This is a genomic window from Salipiger sp. (genome assembly GCF_059781815.1).
Genome location: NZ_JBYNAH010000092.1, coordinates 1 through 18,268, shown reverse-complemented (window position 1 = coordinate 18,268; position 18,268 = coordinate 1). Strand labels below are relative to the sequence as shown.

Below are 18,268 nucleotides of genomic sequence, written 5' to 3'. Positions count from 1 at the left end.
CGATCATCGGCTGCGTGGTGAACGGCCCCGGCGAGGCGCTGATGACCGATGTCGGTTTCACCGGCGGCGGCGCCGGCAGCGGCATGGTCTATCTTGCCGGCAAGGCGAGCCACAAGATGAGCAACGACCAGATGATCGATCACATCGTCGAGGAGGTCGAGAAGAAGGCCGCCCAGATCGAGGCCGACGCTGAAGCCGCGACCGAGGCGGCGGAGTAGCGCTGCCCGGGGCGCTCTCCCTCTTGCCGCGAAGCCCGCCAAACCTGTCACAACTATGCATCTTCCTGGCCTGCTGAACGAGCGCCACTTTCCGAGAGCCAGCCTCCGCTCTAGATTGGGCCTATGTCCGTCGAATCCCCGGCCGATGCGCTTGACCCCTCCAAGCTGATCGCCTGTCCTTCCTGCGATGCCCTTTACACCGATCGCGATGTCGCGACCGGCGAGACGGCGCGTTGCCTGCGCTGCCACGCGGTGCTCGAGGCGCCGCGGCGCACCGCGATGACCCGGATCATCATGCTGGCGCTGGCGGCGCTGATCCTGATGGTGGCGGCGATCTTCTTTCCCTTCCTCGAGCTCGAGGCCGCCGGCCGCATCCAGCGCGCCTCGCTTCTGGATACGGTGCAGGCCTTCTCGAGCGGGCTCACCGCGCCGCTGACCTTCGCCATGGCGGCGCTGATCGTGATCCTGCCGGTGATCCGCTTCCTCGCGCTGATCTATGTGCTGGGGCCCATGGCCTTCGGCCACAAGCCCGCGCGCCACGCGGAGTTCGCCTTCCGCCTCGCCGATCACCTGCGCCCCTGGGCCATGGCCGAGGTGTTCATCGTCGGCGTGGCGGTGGCGCTGGTGAAGGTGGCCGGGCTGGCGCATATCTTCCTCGGCCCGGCGTTCTGGGCCTTCGTGGCGCTGGTCATCGTGACCGTGCTGAAAGACAATTTCATGAGCAGGCTGACGGTATGGAAGACGCTGGAACGGCGCCGCGCATCCTGACCGCCAAGCAGGCGGGGCTGGTGGGCTGCACCGAATGCGGGCGGGTCCATCGCCCGGGCGTGGCACGCTGCACGCGCTGCGGCACGCGGCTGGCAAGCCGCGACACCGAGAGCCTGCAACGGGTCTGGGCGTGGCTGTTTGCCGGGCTGGTGGTCTACGTGCCCGCCAATCTCTACCCGATGCTGCGCACCACGCTGCTTGGCAAGACCACCGACAGCACGATCTTCGGCGGCGTCGTGGACCTCATGCATCACGGCAGCTACGGCGTTGCGGCGATCGTCTTCATCGCCTCGATCGTTATTCCGGTGTCGAAATTCATCGCCATCGCCTTCCTCGCGCTCAGCGTGCAGCGGCGGGTCCAGATGTCGGCCCACAGGCGGCATCTGCTTTACGAGGCGGTGGAGTTCATCGGGCGCTGGTCGATGATCGACGTGTTCGTGGTTGCGATCCTGTCCTCGCTGGTTCAACTCGATTTCGCGGCCGCGATCAACCCGGGGATCGCAGCGGTGAGCTTTGCGCTTTCCGTCGCCTTTACAATGATTTCGGCCCTGAGCTTCGACTCGCGGCTGATCTGGGATGCAGACGTTGGAGTGAACGAGAATGAGTGACCCGCGACCCGCCGAGATGGAGATCGAGGGCCCCAAGCGGTCGATCTGGCGCAACCTGTCGCTAACCTGGCTGATCCCGATCGCCGCGCTGGCCATCACCCTGCTGATCGCCTGGCAAAGCTGGGCCGAGCGCGGCGCTCGCATCGAGATCACCTTCGAGAACGCCGCCGGCATCGTCCCGGGCGAGACGGTGCTGCGCTATCGCGACGTGAACATCGGCCTGGTCGAGGACGTGACCTTCGCGCATGACCTCTCCTCGGTGCTGATCGGTGCGCGCATCGACAATATCGTCGCCGACTCGCTGCCCTCCGATGCCGAGTTCTGGGTGGTCCGCCCCGAGGTCAGCGCCTCGGGCATCTCGGGCCTCTCGACCGTTCTGTCGGGCGTCTATATCGAGGCCGCCTTCGAACCGCAGGACGGCGCCGAGGCCACGAAATTCGAGGGGCTGGACGCGGCGCCGCTGGTGAAACCGGGCATGAAAGGCACCCGCATCGTGCTGCGCGCCCCCGACGGCGCGATGCTGAGCGCCGGCTCCCCGATCTTCCATCAGGGCATCGAGGTCGGGCGCATCGAGACGCCGCGCCTGCTCGACAGCGGCAGTGGCGTGATCGTCGACGCCTTCATCGAGGCTCCGCACGATCGCCGGATCACCACCTCGACCCGGTTCTGGGACACCTCCGGCTTCAACGTGAATTTCGGCCCGCAGGGCCTCAACCTTTCGGTCGGCTCGGTCGCGGCGCTGATCCGAGGCGGCATCGCCTTCGACACGGTGGTGTCGGGCGGCAACCCGGTGCCCTCGCGCTATGTCTTCGACCTGTTCGAGGACGAGACGGCGGCGCGCGACAGCGTGTTCAGCCAGAGCATCGACAACGCCGTGGACCTCGTGGTCGAGTTCGACGAGTCCGTACGCGGGCTCGAGGCGGGCTCGCCGGTCACCTATCGCGGGCTCAAGATCGGCGCGGTCAACGCGCTTGGCGCCTTCATCGACGATGTGAGTGGCGAGCAGAAGGTCAAGCTGCGCGCCTCGATCTCCATCGACCCGCGGGCGCTCGGGCTCGAGGATGACACCGCCGCCGAGGCCGAGATCATCACCTTCCTCTCCGAGGCGGTGCAGGGCGGGCTGCGGGCGCGGCTGGCCTCGCAGGGGCTGTTCGGCCAATCGCTGATGGTCGAGCTTGTCACCATCGAAGACGCCGAGCCCGCCGCGCTTGGCATCTTCGACACCGAGGCGCCGGTGCTGCCGTCGGTGGAATCGAACGTGCCCGACGTGGCCGCGACCGCCGAAGGGCTGTTCCAGCGCATCGACGACCTGCCGGTCGAGGAGCTGATGGAGCAGGCCATTGCCACCCTGCGCTCGGTCGAGAACCTTGCCGGCGATCCGGACCTGCGCGCCGTGCCGAGTTCCGTCAGCGGGCTGCTCGACGAGGCCCGTGGCCTGATCGGCAGTGAGGAGACGCAGGCGCTTCCGGGCGAGCTTAACGCCACCGTCACCGCCCTGCGCGAGATCGTCGAGGACCTGCGCGAGGCGGGCACCGCCGAGAAGCTCGCCGCGGCGCTCGACGGCGCGACCGCCGCCACTGACAGCGTGAGCAGCGTGGCCACCGAGCTGACCGCCGCCACCGAGGACGTGCCGGCGCTGATCGCGGACCTGCGCACGCTGGTGGCCAAGGCCAACGAGTTGCAGCTCGAGGCCTTCGTCGACCGCGCCACGGCGCTCGCCGACAGTGCCGACCGCCTGATCGCAAGCGACGCCACGCAGGCGCTGCCGGGAGAGCTCAACGCCACCATCGCCGAGCTGCGCGGCGTGGCCGAGGACCTGCGCACCGCCGACGCGATCGGCCGCCTGATGACCACGCTGGAAAGCGCCTCTGCCGCCGCCGATACGGTGACCGGCGTGGCGCAGGATCTCTCCGGGGCGACCGCCGAGGTGCCGGCGCTGGTCGAGGATCTGCGCAACCTCGTGGAGACGGCCAACGACCTGCCGCTCGACGCCTTCGTCGAGCAGGCCACCAGCCTCGTCGAGAGCGCCGACAAGCTGATCGACAGCGACCAGACCCGGGCGCTGCCCGGCGCGTTGACGCGGATGCTCGACGAGGCGCGCTCGGCGCTCGAGGAACTGCGCGCGGGCGGGGTGATCGAGAACACCAACGCCACGCTGGCCTCGGCCCGCGACGCCGCGGCGGCCATCGAGGAGGCGGCGGAAAGCCTGCCGAGCCTCTCGGCCCGCATCCAGAGCATGGTCGGCGAGGCCGAGCTGGCGCTTCAGGGCTACGGCGAGAACTCGCGCTTCAACCGCGAGACGCTTTCGGCGCTGCGCGAAGTCCAGTCCGCCGCCGAGGCGCTCAACAAGCTCGCGCGCTCCATCGAGCGCAATCCCAATTCCCTCCTGTTTGGACGATAAGCACATGTATCTGCGCATTCTGCCCCTCGCCCTGATGCTCGCCGCCTGTTCCGGTGCCGAGCCGCAATACCTCATCGACACGCCGGCACAGGCGGGCAGTGCCCGGCTGCGGGTGGCGACGCTGGAGGTGCGGCAGGTCTCGCTGCCGGCCTATGCGGCGGCCTCCGAGATCCTGCTCGAGGGCGAGGACGGCGCGCTCAGCCAGGTCGACAACGCGCTCTGGGCCGACGATCCGATCCGCGCGGTGACGCTGGCCATCGCCGAGCAGATCGGCGCGGCCTCCTCGGCCACCGTGGCCCCCGAGCCGTGGCCGCTGGCCGATGACGCGCAGGCGGCGGTTCTGGTGACGGTCTCGCGCCTCGTGGCGCGCAACGACGGCACGCTGCGCCTCACCGGGCAATACGCGCTCTCGTCCTATGACAAGGTGATCCGCGAGCGCATCCAGAGCTTTGACATCTCGGTGCCGATGGTGGGCGAGGGCCCGCAGGCCATCGCGCAGGCCACCGGCGCCGCGATCACGCAGCTCTCCGGGCAGATCACCCAGAGCCTGCGCTAAGCCACGCGTCCAGAGACAAAAGCGGCGCCGCGGCAAACAGCCCGGCGCCGTTTTTCATTGCAGGGGGGGCTCAGCTGCGGCTGTCGGGGAGCGAGATATTGGCGACCTGCTCGGCGATCGGATCGGTCGAGAGCGGGTGGCGCTCTTCGTCGTAATCGCTTGTGTCGAGCATCGGCTCCCAGCGGCCGCGGCGATAGACTTCGAGCGCACTGAACTGCGCCTTGTAGCCCATCTTGGGGCTGCCGGGCACCCAGTAGCCGAGGTAGACATACGGCAGGCCGGCTTCGCGGGCGATCTCGACATGGTCGAGGATCATCCACGTCCCGAGGCTCTGACGCGCCAGCTCGGGCTCGTAGAACGAATAGACCATCGACACCCCGTCATCGAGCACATCCGTCAGGCACACCGCCTTCAGATCTCCGCTGGCGATGTCGCTGTATTCCACCACGCGCGAGCGGATCGGCGTTTCCTCGATCATCGCGGCGAATTCGAAGATATCCATGTCGGCCATGCCGCCATCGGCGTGGCGGGTGTCGAGATAGCGGCGGAACAGCGAGAACTGCTCCTCGGTGGCCCAGGGGCTCGAGGCGCGCCGCGCGAGGTTGGCGTTGCGCTTGAGCGCCCGGCGCTGGCTTTTCGACGGGGTGAAGCGGCGCACGTCGATCCGCGCCGAGAGACAGGCCGAGCAGTCCGAGCAGGACGGCCGATAGAGCACGTTCTGCGAGCGGCGGAAGCCCTGCTTCGACAGGCTGTCATTGAGCTTCTCGGCGGTGTCGCCCTGCAGCGCGGTGAACAGCTTCCGCTCCATCCGGCCCGGGAGATACGGGCAGGGCTGCGGAGCCGTCACATAGAATTGCGGCGCGAGAGGCAGGGAGTGGCGCATGAAGGTCCTGTCAGCGGGGCACCGAAAAAACGTATCAATGAAATGACGACCCGCCAAGCCCCCGATATCGGTGGGTCGCGGAGCCTTGATCGCGGCGGCCCCGGAGCGCTAACGCGATGATCGGGCGGGAGGTTCCTCCGGCCGCGGGGCCGCTCTGAGGTGCCCGAACGCAAGACGCCCGGCAGAGACCGCCGGGCGTTGTGATCGTGGGACGTGGTGGGCGGAGGACGATGCGCGCTTGTTGAGCGCTGTCCTTACGCGCGCTTGTTCAGCGCGACGGTCCCCAGCACCATGTCGGTCAGGCCCTGGCCCCGTTCGGTGGCGAACATGCACACGACCGAGATCAGCTGCAGCGGCGCCACCGAGACCGAGACGGTGTAGCCCAGCGTGTGCAGCAGCGCCTGCATGAAGTCGAGCCGCTGGCCACGCCAGTCGCGGAACTCGATCGCCATGAGGCGCATGCCCCAGGTGGCCGAGCCGCCGGCGATGGTCAGCACGCGGTAGGCGAAGCTCACCACCATCCAGAGCGCGAAGAACACGAAGGCGCCGAGGAAGGCGGTGAAGACCAGCGCCAGCAGCACGAAGAAGGCGACGATGATCGTGTCGATGACCCAGGCCAGGCCGCGTTTGATCGCGACACTGTCGTAGAACGCGCTCTGGCGCACCGGGTCGGGCAGCTGGGAATAGGGGGCGTCGGTATACATCTGGGTCACGGATCGGGTCTCTGGAACTGTCTCTCTGGGATCATGTCAGACCAAGCCCCATCCCGGGGCACGGCGTTTTAAGAATGATAGACCATGGCCCCGCATCGGGGCCATGGCAGGGGCGCTTAGGCGTCCTCTTTGCGGCTTTCGTCTTCCACCTCGCGGGCGGTGCGGGCGCGCTCGTCCATGAACTGGTCGAACTCGGCCTTGTCGCGGGCCTCGCGCAGGCGCTGCAGGAACTCCTCGAAGCTCTTCTGCTCGTCCTCGAGCCGGCGCAGCGTGTCCATCTTGTAGGCATCGAAGGCGGCGTTGCCCGAGGGCCGCATGGCGTTGAAGCCGTGGCGGTAGGCGTTGGCGCTGCTGTTGCTGCGGTGGCGGCAGGATTTTCCGAACATGCGTTTGCTCCAGATCATGTAGGCAAGAAGGGCGAGGCCGATGGGCCAGAAGAAGATGAAGCCAAGTACCATGGCCACGATCCAGGCGGGTCTGCCGCGCTCGTCGAGCCAGGCCTCGGCGCGTTTCAGCCACCCGGGGTTCGCGGGGCGGGCTTCGTACTGCGCTGCGGCGTTCATTTGCGGTGTCCTTTGTCTCTCGTTGCGGAATGTGAATGTCTTTCACATTACATCAGATCGGGATTGTGACCGGCGCTATCAAGGGGTGATGTGAAAGTTTTTAACATTACCCGGAAAGGGTGAGCATTGTCAGTGGGTTGCGCGCATGAGACTTGTGCTGCAACCGGGGTAGTGCAGCGCATTTGCGCGTCCTGACAGCCTGTTTGAGGGGAGAAAGCCCGCTTGGCCGCCCGGTCACATCGGGATCGGGCGCTGCTCCTCGATCGCCTCCATGGCGAAATAGGAGGTCACCGTCTCGAGCTCGACCTCTTCGATCAGACGTTTATAGACCTCGTCATAGCTCGCCATGTCGCGGGTGATGATCTTGAGCAGGTAATCGTACTCGCCGCCGATGCGGAAGAAGTCGATCACGTCAGGGATCGAGGAGACATGTTTGCGGAAGCGCTTGAGCCAGCTTGCCGAGTGGTGCCGCGTCTTGATCATCACGAAGACCACCAGCCCCGCACCGAGCTGGTTGCGGTCGAGCACCACCGTGTGGTTGCGGATCACGCCCGCCGCGTCGAGCGCCTTGAGCCGCCGCCAGCAGGCATTCTGCGACAGGCCGACTCGTTCGCTGAGCGCGCGCTGCGACTGCGAGGCGTCGCGTTGCAGCTCTTCAAGGATGCGATAGTCGAGATGATCGAGTTTCAGGTCCATTATTCGTTCATATGATAGAATATCAGCGTTTGAAAGGTGAAAATATGTGAAGAATTTTCCGTTCTGCGTGACATGCTTTGCATCAACGCCTCACGAAACGATACGGATCCTTCATGTCCCCCCTCGACGATTTCGCCCGCTCGCTCAAACGCCCGGACCTGGCCAGCTGGCTGCGCGGTGGCCTGATCGGAGATGGCGTCGAAATCGATGGCCCCTATGGTCCCAAGCCCTTGATCTACGCAGATTATGTCGCCTCCGGGCGGGCGCTGGCGCAGGTCGAGGATTTCATCCGCGACCGGGTTCTGCCCTATTACGCCAACAGCCACACGCAGGCCTCGTTCTGCGGCGCCTTCATCACCAAGCTGCGCGAGGCCGCGCGGGCCGAGATCGCCCGCATCACCGGCGCGGGCGAGGATATGAGCGTGGTGTTCACCGGCTCCGGCAGCACCGCCGGGATCAACCGGCTGGTGGGCTTGCTCGACATTCCCGGCCTGCGGGCCAGCGGCGGTCGCGCCGTGGTGCTGATCGGGCCGTATGAGCACCATTCCAACCTGCTGCCGTGGCGCGAGAGCGGCGCCGAGGTGATCGAGATCCCGGAAGCGCCGCAGGGTGGCCCCGACATGGGCGCGCTCACCGCCGCGCTGCTGGAGGCGCATGGCGCCGAGCTGATCGTCGGCAGCTTTTCGGCGGTCTCCAATGTCACTGGCATCCTCACCGACACCGACGCGGTCACTCGCACGCTCAAGGCGCATGGCGCGCTTGCGTTCTGGGATTTCGGCGCCGGGGGGCCGTATGTCCGCATGGACATGGAGGCCGGGAGCGATGCCGAGAAGGACGCCATCGTGTTCTCGACCCACAAGTTTCCCGGCGGCCCGGGCGGCTCGGGCGTCCTTGTGCTGCGCGATGCGGTGGCCCGGCGCGCGACGCCGACGCTGCCCGGCGGTGGCACCGTGAGTTTCGTCTCGCCTTGGGGGCACCGCTATTCCGGCAAGCTCTCGAGCCGCGAAGAGGGCGGCACCCCCAACGTGGTGGGCGACATCCGCGCGGCGCTGGCGCTGATGGTCAAGGAGGCGCTCGGGCAGGACTGGCTCGACCAGCGCCAGGCCTGGCTGCGGGCGCGGGCCGAGGCGGTCTGGCGCAAGAACCCGCGGATCGAGCTTCTGGGTCTCGACGGCCCGGCGGCGCTGCCGATCTTCTCCTTCCGCATCCGCGACGGGCAGGGCGGGCTGGTGCATCACCAGTTCTTCACCCGCCTCCTGAGCGACGTCTACGGCATCCAGGCCCGCGGCGGCTGCGCCTGCGCCGGCTCCTACGCGCACCGGCTTCTGGGGCTCTCGGAGGCCGAATCGGAGGCCATGTTCGCCGCCATCGACCGCGGCGAGGAACTGGCCAAGCCCGGCTGGGTGCGGCTCAATTTCTCGGCGCTGATGAGCGATGACAAAGCTGCTATGATCGTGGAGGCGGTGGACATTCTGGCGCGGAAAGCGTCAGAATACCTGCCACAATATCGTGCGGACGAAACAACCGCCCGCTTTGCCCCCGTTCTCGAAACACCGGAGAGCCTCGCCTCGTGACCAGCCCCCTTGCCAACCGATCCTTCCGCACGCTGTTCGCGGCGCAGGTCTGTTCGCTGCTGGCGGTGGGGCTGCTGACCGTGGCGCTGTCGCTGGCGGCCTACCGCATCGGCGGCGCCGAGGCGGGCGGCAAGATCCTCGGGCTGCTGCTGGCGCTGAAGATGGTGGCCTATGTCGGGCTCGCGCCCTTCGCCGAGAGCGTGCTGGCACATCTGCCGCGCAAGCGGGCGATGGTGTTGCTGGATTTCGGCCGCATGCTGCTGCTTTTGCCGATGTTCTTCGTCACCCAGACCTGGGAGATCGCGGCGCTGGCCTTTGTCTTCTTCGTGCTGGCCTCGGGCTTCACGCCGCTGTTCCAGTCGGTGATCCCCGACGTGCTGCCCGAGGAAGAGAGCTATACCAAGGCGCTGGCCTGGTCGCGCATCGCCTATACGCTGGAATCGGTGCTGAGCCCGGTGATCGCCGCCGTGGTGCTGAAGATCGTCGCCCCCGAGGCGCTGTTTCTCTGCGCCGCGCTGGCCTTCGTGGGCTCGGTGGGCTTCCTGCTCGCCACCGTCTTTCCCGAGCGCGGACACGTCACCCGCAAGGGGCCGTTCCTGCAGCGCGCCTTCCGGGGCATGAAGATCTATGCCCGCACGCCGCGGCTGCGGGGGCTGTTCCTGCTCAACCTCGCGCTGTCGCTGGTGATGGCTTGGGTGCTGGTCAACACGGTGGTCTATGCCGGCGCGCGGCTTGGCGATGCCGACGGGCTCTACCCGGTGCTGATGGCGGGCTACGGGCTCGGGGCGGCGCTTGGCGCGATCACCGTGCCGCGCCTGCTGCGCCGCATCGAGGAGCGCAGCGCCATGCTGGCGGGCGTTCTGGTCTTCGCGGCGCTCGCCGGGGGCTTCGCGCTGCTGCCGCAGCCGCCGCTGGCGCTGCTGCCGCAGCCGCCGCTGGCGCTGCTCTTGGTGATCTGGGCGGGCTTCGGGCTGGCCTCGTCGCTGGTGCTGACGCCCGGCGGGCTGGTGATCACGCGCTCCGCCGCCCGCGAAGACCGCGCCGCGGTCTTTGCCGCGCAGTTCTCGCTCAGCCATGCCGGCTGGCTCATCGCCTATCCGCTGGCGGGCTGGCTCGCCAGCGCCGCCGGGCTCGAGCATGCGCTGCTCGTGCTGGCGCTGCTGGGGGCCGTGGTGGCGCTCGTCGCGACCCGCGTCTGGCCGGCGCATGACCCGCTCGAGCGGACCCACAGCCATCCGGAGCTTCCCGCGGATCACCCGCATCTGCGCTCTCACCCGGGCCACGGGCACGCCCACGCGCATGCCCACGCCTACCACATCGACGATCTGCATCCGAATTGGGCCGAAACGCCGAATTGATGCTGAACCGAAACACCTTTTTCTACTAGGATGATTCGTATGCAAACGAATGACCGCTCTCCGATCGACGCTCAGGGCCTGGATGTGCTGGAAGCCCGTCTCCGCGAGGATCTCGAATTTCTGTGCTATCCGGGCAAGGACTGGGTGCCGGCGCAGGAAGGCGTGAGCGATGTCGTGATCATCGGCGGCGGCATGTGCGGCATGGTGGCCTGGCTTGGCCTGACCACCGGCGGCGTGCAGAACATCCGCGTGCTCGACCGCAACCCGGCGGGGCTCGAGGGGCCGTGGCTCAACTATGCCCGCATGGAGACGCTGCGCTCGCCCAAGACGCTGACCGGCCCGGCCTTCGGCCACGGCGCGCTGACCTTCCAGGCGTGGTACCGCGCCCAGCACGGCCGCGAGGCCTGGGAGAAGATGGACAAGATCCCGCGGCCGATGTGGATGGAGTACCTGCGCTGGTATCGCAAGGCGCTGAACGTGCCGGTCGAGAACGGCGTCTCGGTCGACAAGGTCGAGCCCGAGGGCGATCTGCTGCGGCTCACGGTATCGGGCGCGGCCGAGGGCACGATCCTGACCCGCAAGCTGGTCTTTGCCACGGGCCGTGACGGCACCGGCGGGCCCAACATCCCGGGCTTCATCAAGGACCTGCCGCGCCGGTTCTGGGCGCACAGCGCCGACGAGATCGATTTCGACGCCCTCAAGGGCAAGCGCGTGGCGGTGATCGGCGTCGGCGCGTCGGCGGTCGACAACGCCGCCGAGGCGCTCGAGCATGGCGCGGGCGAGGTCCGCCACCTGATCCGGCGCAAGGAGATGCCGACGATCAACAAGATGATGGGCATTGGCAGCTACGGCTTCACCGCCGGCTTCTCCGAACTGCCCGACGAGTGGCGCTGGCGCTTCATGCAGTACAGCTTCACCACCCAGACGCCGCCGCCGCACGGCTCGACCCTGCGGGTGAGCCGCCACCCCAACGCCTATTTCCACTTCGGCAAGGCCACCACCCGCATCGAGGAGCGCGGCGACGAGGTCGAGGTGATGTTTGCCGACGGCACCTCTTACGTGGCCGATTTCGTCATCCTCGGCACCGGCTTCACCATCGATCCGATGGCGCGCACCGAGTTTGGCGAGGTGGCGGGCAAGATCCTGCTCTGGGAAGACGTCTACACCCCGCCCGAGGGCGAGGAGCAGGCCGATCTCGGGCGCTTCCCCTATCTCAATCCCGATTTCACCTTCCGCGAGAAGGTGCCGGGCGAGGTGCCGTGGCTCAGCAAGGTCTACTGCTTCAACTACGGTGCCTCGGCCAGCCTCGGCAAGGTGAGCGGCGACATCCCCGGCGTCTCGGAAGGCGCGGCCTGGCTGGCCAAGGCCATGGCGGCCACGCTCTATGCCGAGGATCTGGAAACCCACTGGCAGGCGATGCTGGACTATGAAACGCCTGAGCTCGACGGCAGCGAATGGCAGCCGAGCGAACTGACACCGGCAAAGGAAGGGCAGGTGGCATGACCATCTTTGACACCACGACACTGAGCGCCGCGGGCATCACCGCGGGCAGCGCCCCGGGCGCCGCGGCAGAGACCCGCGCCAACATCATCGAGGCCACGCAGGCCGCCGAGGACGCGGTGCTGACGCCGAAGCAGCCGGGCGCCTTCCCGCACGCGCTGCGCGCGGCGCTGGCGGCGCGGATCGCCAACGAGGCGGGCGAGAACGATCTCGCCGACCGCTACCTCACGGGCGCCGGCGACATGGCCGGGCTGGCCGATCCCTCTCAGGATGGCGAGGCCGAGGGGCTGGCGCATGTGGTGGCCTTTGCCGACAAGGCGGCGAACCACACCCGTGATATCCTCGCCGAAGACATCTCGAAGCTGCAGGCCGCGGGCGTCCACGACGCCGATATCGTGCGGCTCTGCGAGCTGGTGGCCTTCGTGGCCTACCAGCTGCGCGTGGTCGCCGGGCTGCGCCTGATGAAAGGGGCCGCCGCATGAGCCGCATCGTTCACAAGTTCACCCGCACCGTCCCGCAATGGCAGCCGCGCGTGACGCCGGTCGACCTGCAGGAGGCCACCGAGGAGCAGCTCGACGCGCTCTCGGTGACGCCGTCGAACACCAAGGTCTCGGCCTATGTGCTGACGCTGGCGCATGACGTGGAGAGCCTCAAGGTGCGCTCGCCGCTGTTCAACGCGATCATGTACGACCCGGGCGGCATGTCGCGCGCCGAGCGCGAGCTGGGGGCGATCGGCGCCAGCATGGTCAACCGCTGCATCTATTGCGCCGCCGTCCATGCCGACCGTCACGCCAAGCTTGAGAAAGACACCACGGTCACCGACGAGCTTTTCGCAAAAGGTGAGAAGGCGGATCTAAGTCCACGCAATCGAGCGATTTTCGACTTTGCGCGCAAGCTCTCGGAAAGCCCCGTTGCGGCCAGCGAGGCCGATATGTCGACGCTGCGCGAGGCCGGCCTGAACGACGAGGAGATCCTCGACCTGATCCTGTCGACCGCGCTCTTCGGCTGGGCCAACCGGCTGATGCACGTGCTGGGCGATCCGGTGCGCGAGGAGGTGCCGGCATGAGCTGCAAGGTCGGGATCGCCGGCGCGGGCTCCATTGCCTTTGGCTCTGCTGCCCTGCTGCACGAGAACGGCCACGCGCCGATGCTGTGGTCGCCCTCCGGGGCGTCCACCAAGGCGCTCGAGGACGGCCCGCTCGAGGCCACCGGCGCCATCGAGACGGTGTTTGCCCCGCGCGTCGCCGGATCGGCGCAGGAACTGGCCGAGCAGAACGACGCCATCCTGATCGCGCTGCCGGGCTATGGCCACAAGGCGGTGTTCGACGCGCTGGCGCCGCATATCCGCGACGGCCAGCACGTGATCATCAGCAGCCACGCCTCGCTGGGCGCGGTCTACCTGATGCAGAAACTCGCCGAGCGCGGCGTTGATGCGGCAATCACCGCCTGGGGCACCACCGTGGTGACCGGGCGGCGCGGCGAGGGGGCCAGCGTCAAGGTCAACACCGTGCGCAAGAAGGTCGATCTCTGCACCGTGCCCGAGACCCGCTCGGATTGCGCGCGGGCGGTCTGCACCAAGCTTTTCGGCGATGTCTTCGTGCCGCGCGACGGGCTGCTCGCGATCTCGCTATCGAACCTCAACCCGCAGAACCACCTGGGCATCGCGCTTGGCAACATCACCCGGATGGAGCGCGGCGAGACCTGGAGCCAGGGCCAGAACGTCACGCCCAAGGTGGGCGCGCTGCTCGAGGCGCTGGATGCCGAGCGGCTCGAGATCGTGGATGCGCTGGGGCTGCAGACCAAGACCATCTTCGAGCATTTCAGCCAGAGCTTCCACGTGCCGATCTCGACCATCTCGGAGATGAACCAGCAGATGCACGCGCAGGGCAATGGCGGCACCGGGCCGGCGACGGCCGACAGCCGCTATGTCACCGAAGACGTGCCCTACGGCCTGCAGCTCACGGCTGTTCTGGGCCGGCTGGTGGGCAAGCCCGCCGAGTTGCACGAGGCGGGGATCAAGATTTTCTCGGCCATGTATGGCCGCGATTTCGCCGCCGAGAACGAATTGCTGAACGCGCTGGAGCTTGACGGCTACAGCCTCGACGATCTGCGACAGGCCGCCCGTACCGGCCTGCTGCGGAAGACGCCCGAACCGGCGTCCTGACCATAAAAACGATACGGATACCAACCCTCAGGGAGACGACCCAATGACCAAACTCATCCTCAACCGCCGGAAACTCCTGACCACCGCGGCCATGACCGGCGCCGCGCTCGCCAGCCCCGCCTACCTGCGCCGTGCCCACGCGCAGGGCGGCGAGGTCAACATCTGGACCTATAACGACTTCGTCCCGGAAGCCTTCAAGGAGCAGTTCGAGGCCGAGACCGGCATCAAGGTCAACGTCCGCCTCGTCGACGACCAGGGCAAGCAGTTCAACCTGCTGGCCGCCGAAGCGCCGAACCCGTCGGTCGACATCATGACCGTGGCCGGCCACCGCTTCCTGCAATTCATCGACAGCGACCTGCTGGCGCCGCTCGACACCGACCGGATTTCGAACTGGGGCAACATCAACCCGACCTTCTCGGAATCCGACTGGTCGACGATCAACGGCGAGAAGTGGGGCGCCCCGATCCTGTCGGGCATGGAGGTGCTGTCCTACAACACCGAGCTCGTTTCCGAGGAAGAGGCCCAGACCTGGGAGACGCTCTTCAGCGAGAAATACTCGGGCCAGACCGCCTATGTGATCCAGGACATGGTGTCGATCATCATGCTGAAGATGGGCTATGACGGCAACATGGTCGAGTATCTCGACGATCCCGAGAAAGCCGCGGCCATCGTCGAGGAAGCCAAGCAGTACCTGATCGAGAAGAAGCCGCTGGTGCGCAAGTACTATGACGGTGGCGCCGAGGTGCAGCAGATGTTCGTCAACCAGGATATCGCTCTGGCGCAATCGTGGAACGGCCCGGCGGCGGCCCTGATCAACGACGGCTTCCCGCTTGGCATGGCGATCCCGAAGGAAGGCTCCTACGGCTTCGTCTACACCTACAACATCGCCAAGAACTGCCCGAACCCGGACAACGCCTACACCTTCCTCAACGCGATCCTCGCATCGCCCGAGATCGGTGCGGCGATGACCAAGGCCTCGGGCTTCATCTCGACCTACAAGGACGCGTCGAACTACCTGACCGACCTCGAGAAGAAATCGACCTCGTTCCCGGACGAGCAGCTCGCCAACCTGCAGTTCTTCCGCGCCGAGGCGAACGAGATGAAATACGGCCTCGTCGATCCGGCCGTGGAAGCCATCAAGGCCGCGTAAACACGCGCCGCGCCTTCTCCCCGTCCGCTGGCCCTCGCGGCTGGCGGGCGGGCCCCTCACACGACCCGCCGTCGTTCCTCTCGAAAGGAAGACCCAATGACCTATGACGCATCCGCGCGCGAAGAACGCGGTGCCGTCGCCGAGGGCGTCTCAGACCGTACCTTCTGGGGACGCCTGTCGAGCTGGGCGCCGTACCAGTGGCTCGCACATGTCGCCACCGCCTCGCCGCGCCGCCAGTTCCTGATCCTCGCCGTGTTCCCGATCCTGTGGGTGCTGACCCAGCACCTCGGGCCGATGCTGCAGATGCTGCGCGTGTCGCTGACCGATGCCTACCCGGTCGCGCCCGGCGTCGAGCAGCATTTCACCTTCGACAACTACCTGCGCTTCTTCGGCGACAGCATCTTCTGGATGCCGTTCTTCCGCACGCTGACCTTTGCGGCGGTGTTCACCTTCTGCACGCTGATCATCACTTATCCGGTGGCCTATTTCCTGGCCCGCCACGTCAGCCCCAAGAACCGGATGCTGCTGCTCCTGCTGCTGCTGATCCCGTTCTGGGTCGGCGAGATCGTGCGGACCTATGCCATCATGATCCTGCTCGGCAATACCGGCGCGGTGAACATGGTGCTGCGCTTCTTCGGCCTGATCGACCGGCCGATCCCGTTCATGTACACCAGCTTTTCCATGGGGGTAGGCATCGTCTACCTGACCGCGCTCTACATGCTGCTGCCGCTCTACTCGGCGCTCGAGAAGCTGCCCAAGTCGATGAACGAGGCCGCCGCCGATCTCGGCGCGGGCGCCTGGACGCGGTTCCGCCGCATCACCTTGCCGATGACGCTGGAGGGGATTTCCTCGGGCTGCACGCTGGTGTTCCTGATCTCGACCGGCTTTTACGCCACCCCGGTGCTTCTGGGCGGTCCCTCGACCACGGTGTTTGCCGAGACCATCGCGGGCTTCTTCCACGTCGCCGGTGACCAGTGGCCCACGGGCGCGGCCTTTGCCGTCATCATGTTCCTCGCGGCGCTGCTCATCACCGCCGCCTTCCAGCGGCTGATGAACGCCCTGCGCAAGGGAGACACCAAATGACCCGTCACAACCGCATCCTGCTCTCCTGCGTCTACTGGGCCTTCGTGGCCTATGTCTTCGTGCCGCTGATCCTGATGGTGATGATGGGCTTCAAGGACAGCAAGTTCATCGGCTTCCCGATCAAGTCCTGGACGCTCGACTGGTACACCGGCGTCTTCGCCGACACCGAGACGCTCGCCGCCTTCGGCTATTCGGTGGCCATCGCGGTGCTCTCGACGGTGATCTCGGTGATCGTCGGCACCTGGATCGCGGTGCTGCTCGAGGGGCGCAAGTTCTGGGGTCGGGCGGTGATCTTCGGCATGACCGTGCTGCCGGCGCTGATCCCGGGCATCATCTCGGCCATCGCCTTCCGGATCTATGCCCGCTATCTCGGCATCGAGCCGGGCATGGGCGCGATCGTCTGGAGCCACGCGGTGCACAACGTGCCCTTCGTGGTGCTGGTGGTGATGGCGCGGCTCTCGACCCTGCCGAAGAGCCAGATCGAGGCCGCCCGCGACCTCGGGGCCGATCCGCTGATCGCCTTCCTGCGCATCACCTTCCCCTATCTCGTGCCGGCCATCATGGGCGCGAGCATCTTCTGCCTTCTCCTCAGCTTCGACGATTTCGTGCGCTCGTTCTTCCTCGGCGGCTACGAGCCGACCCTGCCGGTGCTGATCTTCGCCAAGCTGAAATCGGGCATGTCGCCCGAGATCAACGCCATCGCGACCGTGGCGCTGGTCCTGACCGCCGTGATCGGCGTCTGGGCCGAGCGTTTCACCCGCCGCATGAACAAGGATAGCTGAGCCATGTCTTCTGATCCTCTCGTCCGCCTCGAAGGCGTGACCAAGCGCTTCGGCGACACCGTGGCGCTCGACAACCTGACGCTCGACATCGCGCAGGGCGAGTTCGTCACCTTCCTCGGCCCGTCGGGCTGCGGCAAGTCCACCACGCTGCGCATCCTGGGCGGCTTCGAGCAGCCCACCAGCGGCCGGGTGCTGCTGCGCGGCGAGGACGTCACCCGGCGCCCGCCGGAGCGGCGCAACGTCAACATGGTGTTCCAGGACTACGCGCTCTTCCCGCACATGACGGTGAAGCAGAACATCGGCTTCGGGCTCGAGCTCAAGGGCATGGGCAAATCCGAGATCGCAAAGCGGCAGGACGAGATCATGTCCTTCCTCGAGCTCACCGCCTATGGCGAGCGCTACCCGGCGCAGCTTTCTGGCGGTCAGCGGCAGCGCGTGGCGCTGGCCCGGGCGCTGGCGCCCGACCCGGCGCTGCTGCTGCTTGACGAGCCGCTCGGCGCGCTCGACGCCAAGCTGCGCGGGCAGGTGCAGCAGGAGCTGAAATCGATCCAGCGCCGCACCCACAAGACCTTCTTCTTCGTCACCCACGACCAGGAAGAGGCGCTGACCATGTCGGACCGCATCGTGGTCATGAACAAGGGCAAGGTGGAGCAGGACGGCACGCCGGAAGAGCTCTATTTCCACCCGGCCTCGCGCTTCGTGGCCGAGTTCATCGGCGAGACCAACCTGCTGACCGGCGAGCTGCGCGGCACCGAGGGCAACGCGGTGGTGATGGACTGGTTCGGCACCACGCTGCGCGGCCACGCGCCGGGCGGCGTGCCGCAGGCCGGCGAGGCGATCACCGCCTCGGTGCGGCTCGAGCGGCTGGGCTTCCACGCCGAGCGACCGGCGACCGCAAACGCGGTGCAGGGCAGGGTGGTCGGCAAGACCTTCCTCGGCAGCCGCATGGCGCTCGACCTGATGGTCGAGGAGGCCAATGGCGCGACGCTCAAGGCCTATGTCGACGCCGATACCGGCCAGTCGGTGGGCGAGGCCCCGGTCTGGATCGGCTGGGACGAGAGCAGCATGGCGGTGCTGCGCGACTGAGTGCGGGGCGATGCCCTGAAGTCGGGAGAGGCGGGCCAGGTGGTCCGCCTTTTTCTTTTGGAGCTAGATGGCTGCGTCTGAACGAAGCGTGCGCGGAATCAAGGCCGAAGGCCGCCGCGCCATCGCCTGCCCGCCCCCCGGGCTGGCGATTTGGTGAGGTCAGCAC

The 18,268-nt window shown here is 67.0% G+C and carries 18 protein-coding genes and 1 pseudogene; 15 read left to right on the top strand and 4 right to left on the bottom strand.

The genetic code is table 11. From position 1 onward, the window contains the following. The 5 genes and pseudogenes from AC6RA4_RS12465 to AC6RA4_RS12445 form a co-directional block, all read left to right on the top strand. Positions 1-218: pseudogene (locus AC6RA4_RS12465) on the top strand (flavodoxin-dependent (E)-4-hydroxy-3-methylbut-2-enyl-diphosphate synthase); the annotation flags it as partial. 123 nt (positions 219-341) lie between these two features. Then, on the top strand, positions 342-986 hold the full coding sequence (locus AC6RA4_RS12460) for a paraquat-inducible protein A (protein ID WP_500160728.1): 645 nt from the start codon (positions 342-344) through the stop codon (positions 984-986). Beyond that, positions 953-1,594, top strand: a complete 642-nt coding sequence (locus AC6RA4_RS12455; protein ID WP_500160726.1) for a paraquat-inducible protein A — start codon at positions 953-955, stop codon at positions 1,592-1,594. Before AC6RA4_RS12460 ends, AC6RA4_RS12455 begins: the two co-directional genes overlap by 34 nt. Further along, positions 1,587-3,995, top strand: a complete 2,409-nt coding sequence (locus AC6RA4_RS12450; protein ID WP_500160724.1) for an MlaD family protein — start codon at positions 1,587-1,589, stop codon at positions 3,993-3,995. Before AC6RA4_RS12455 ends, AC6RA4_RS12450 begins: the two co-directional genes overlap by 8 nt. Before the next feature lie 4 nt (positions 3,996-3,999). Further along, positions 4,000-4,551, top strand: coding sequence for a PqiC family protein (locus AC6RA4_RS12445; protein ID WP_500160722.1), 552 nt, complete (start codon positions 4,000-4,002; stop codon positions 4,549-4,551). 70 nt (positions 4,552-4,621) lie between these two features. Here the strand turns inward: AC6RA4_RS12445 and AC6RA4_RS12440 are convergent, their stop codons facing one another. The 4 genes from AC6RA4_RS12440 to AC6RA4_RS12425 all read right to left on the bottom strand — a co-directional run bounded on the left by AC6RA4_RS12440 (position 4,622) and on the right by AC6RA4_RS12425 (position 7,406). Then, positions 4,622-5,434, bottom strand: a complete 813-nt coding sequence (locus tag AC6RA4_RS12440; protein ID WP_500160720.1) for an arginyltransferase — start codon at positions 5,432-5,434, stop codon at positions 4,622-4,624. A gap of 254 nt (positions 5,435-5,688) precedes the next feature. Further along, positions 5,689-6,138, bottom strand: coding sequence for an RDD family protein (locus AC6RA4_RS12435; RefSeq protein WP_500160730.1), 450 nt, complete (start codon positions 6,136-6,138; stop codon positions 5,689-5,691). Between the two features lie 125 nt (positions 6,139-6,263). Then, positions 6,264-6,710, bottom strand: coding sequence for a DUF2852 domain-containing protein (locus tag AC6RA4_RS12430; protein WP_500160718.1), 447 nt, complete (start codon positions 6,708-6,710; stop codon positions 6,264-6,266). Between the two features lie 234 nt (positions 6,711-6,944). Next, entirely contained in the window at positions 6,945-7,406 is a 462-nt protein-coding gene (locus AC6RA4_RS12425; protein WP_500160716.1) for an Lrp/AsnC family transcriptional regulator, read from the bottom strand. Positions 7,407-7,519: 113 nt separating this feature from the next. On the opposite strand from AC6RA4_RS12425, the gene AC6RA4_RS12420 reads away from it, so the two are divergent. The 10 genes from AC6RA4_RS12420 to AC6RA4_RS12375 all read left to right on the top strand — a co-directional run bounded on the left by AC6RA4_RS12420 (position 7,520) and on the right by AC6RA4_RS12375 (position 18,102). Beyond that, positions 7,520-8,980: an aminotransferase class V-fold PLP-dependent enzyme gene (locus AC6RA4_RS12420; protein ID WP_500160714.1), complete on the top strand. Its 1,461-nt coding sequence runs from the start codon at positions 7,520-7,522 to the stop codon at positions 8,978-8,980. After that, positions 8,977-10,338, top strand: a complete 1,362-nt coding sequence (locus AC6RA4_RS12415; protein WP_500160712.1) for an MFS transporter — start codon at positions 8,977-8,979, stop codon at positions 10,336-10,338. Before AC6RA4_RS12420 ends, AC6RA4_RS12415 begins: the two co-directional genes overlap by 4 nt. Before the next feature lie 39 nt (positions 10,339-10,377). Then, a complete protein-coding gene (locus AC6RA4_RS12410) occupies positions 10,378-11,841 on the top strand; it encodes an NAD(P)-binding domain-containing protein (RefSeq protein WP_500160710.1) in 1,464 nt (487 codons plus the stop codon). Next, entirely contained in the window at positions 11,838-12,320 is a 483-nt protein-coding gene (locus tag AC6RA4_RS12405; RefSeq protein ID WP_500160709.1) for a hypothetical protein, read from the top strand. The genes AC6RA4_RS12410 and AC6RA4_RS12405 overlap by 4 nt, the downstream gene beginning before the upstream one ends. Beyond that, positions 12,317-12,904, top strand: a complete 588-nt coding sequence (locus tag AC6RA4_RS12400; protein ID WP_500160707.1) for a peroxidase-related enzyme — start codon at positions 12,317-12,319, stop codon at positions 12,902-12,904. Before AC6RA4_RS12405 ends, AC6RA4_RS12400 begins: the two co-directional genes overlap by 4 nt. Next, positions 12,901-14,001 (top strand): NAD/NADP octopine/nopaline dehydrogenase family protein, encoded by a 1,101-nt coding sequence (locus AC6RA4_RS12395; protein ID WP_500160705.1) that lies wholly within the window; start codon positions 12,901-12,903, stop codon positions 13,999-14,001. The genes AC6RA4_RS12400 and AC6RA4_RS12395 overlap by 4 nt, the downstream gene beginning before the upstream one ends. Before the next feature lie 43 nt (positions 14,002-14,044). Beyond that, a complete protein-coding gene (locus AC6RA4_RS12390; protein WP_500160703.1) occupies positions 14,045-15,151 on the top strand; it encodes an ABC transporter substrate-binding protein in 1,107 nt (368 codons plus the stop codon). Between the two features lie 96 nt (positions 15,152-15,247). After that, positions 15,248-16,234 carry an ABC transporter permease gene (locus AC6RA4_RS12385; protein ID WP_500160701.1) on the top strand — a complete coding sequence of 329 codons (987 nt, stop codon included), beginning with the start codon at positions 15,248-15,250 and terminating at the stop codon, positions 16,232-16,234. After that, positions 16,231-17,016, top strand: a complete 786-nt coding sequence (locus AC6RA4_RS12380; RefSeq protein ID WP_222603977.1) for an ABC transporter permease — start codon at positions 16,231-16,233, stop codon at positions 17,014-17,016. The genes AC6RA4_RS12385 and AC6RA4_RS12380 overlap by 4 nt, the downstream gene beginning before the upstream one ends. Positions 17,017-17,019: 3 nt before the next feature. Beyond that, the gene (locus AC6RA4_RS12375) at positions 17,020-18,102 is read left to right on the top strand and encodes an ABC transporter ATP-binding protein (RefSeq protein WP_500160699.1); all 1,083 of its coding nucleotides are present in this window, start codon (positions 17,020-17,022) and stop codon (positions 18,100-18,102) included. Positions 18,103-18,268 lie beyond the last annotated feature (166 nt).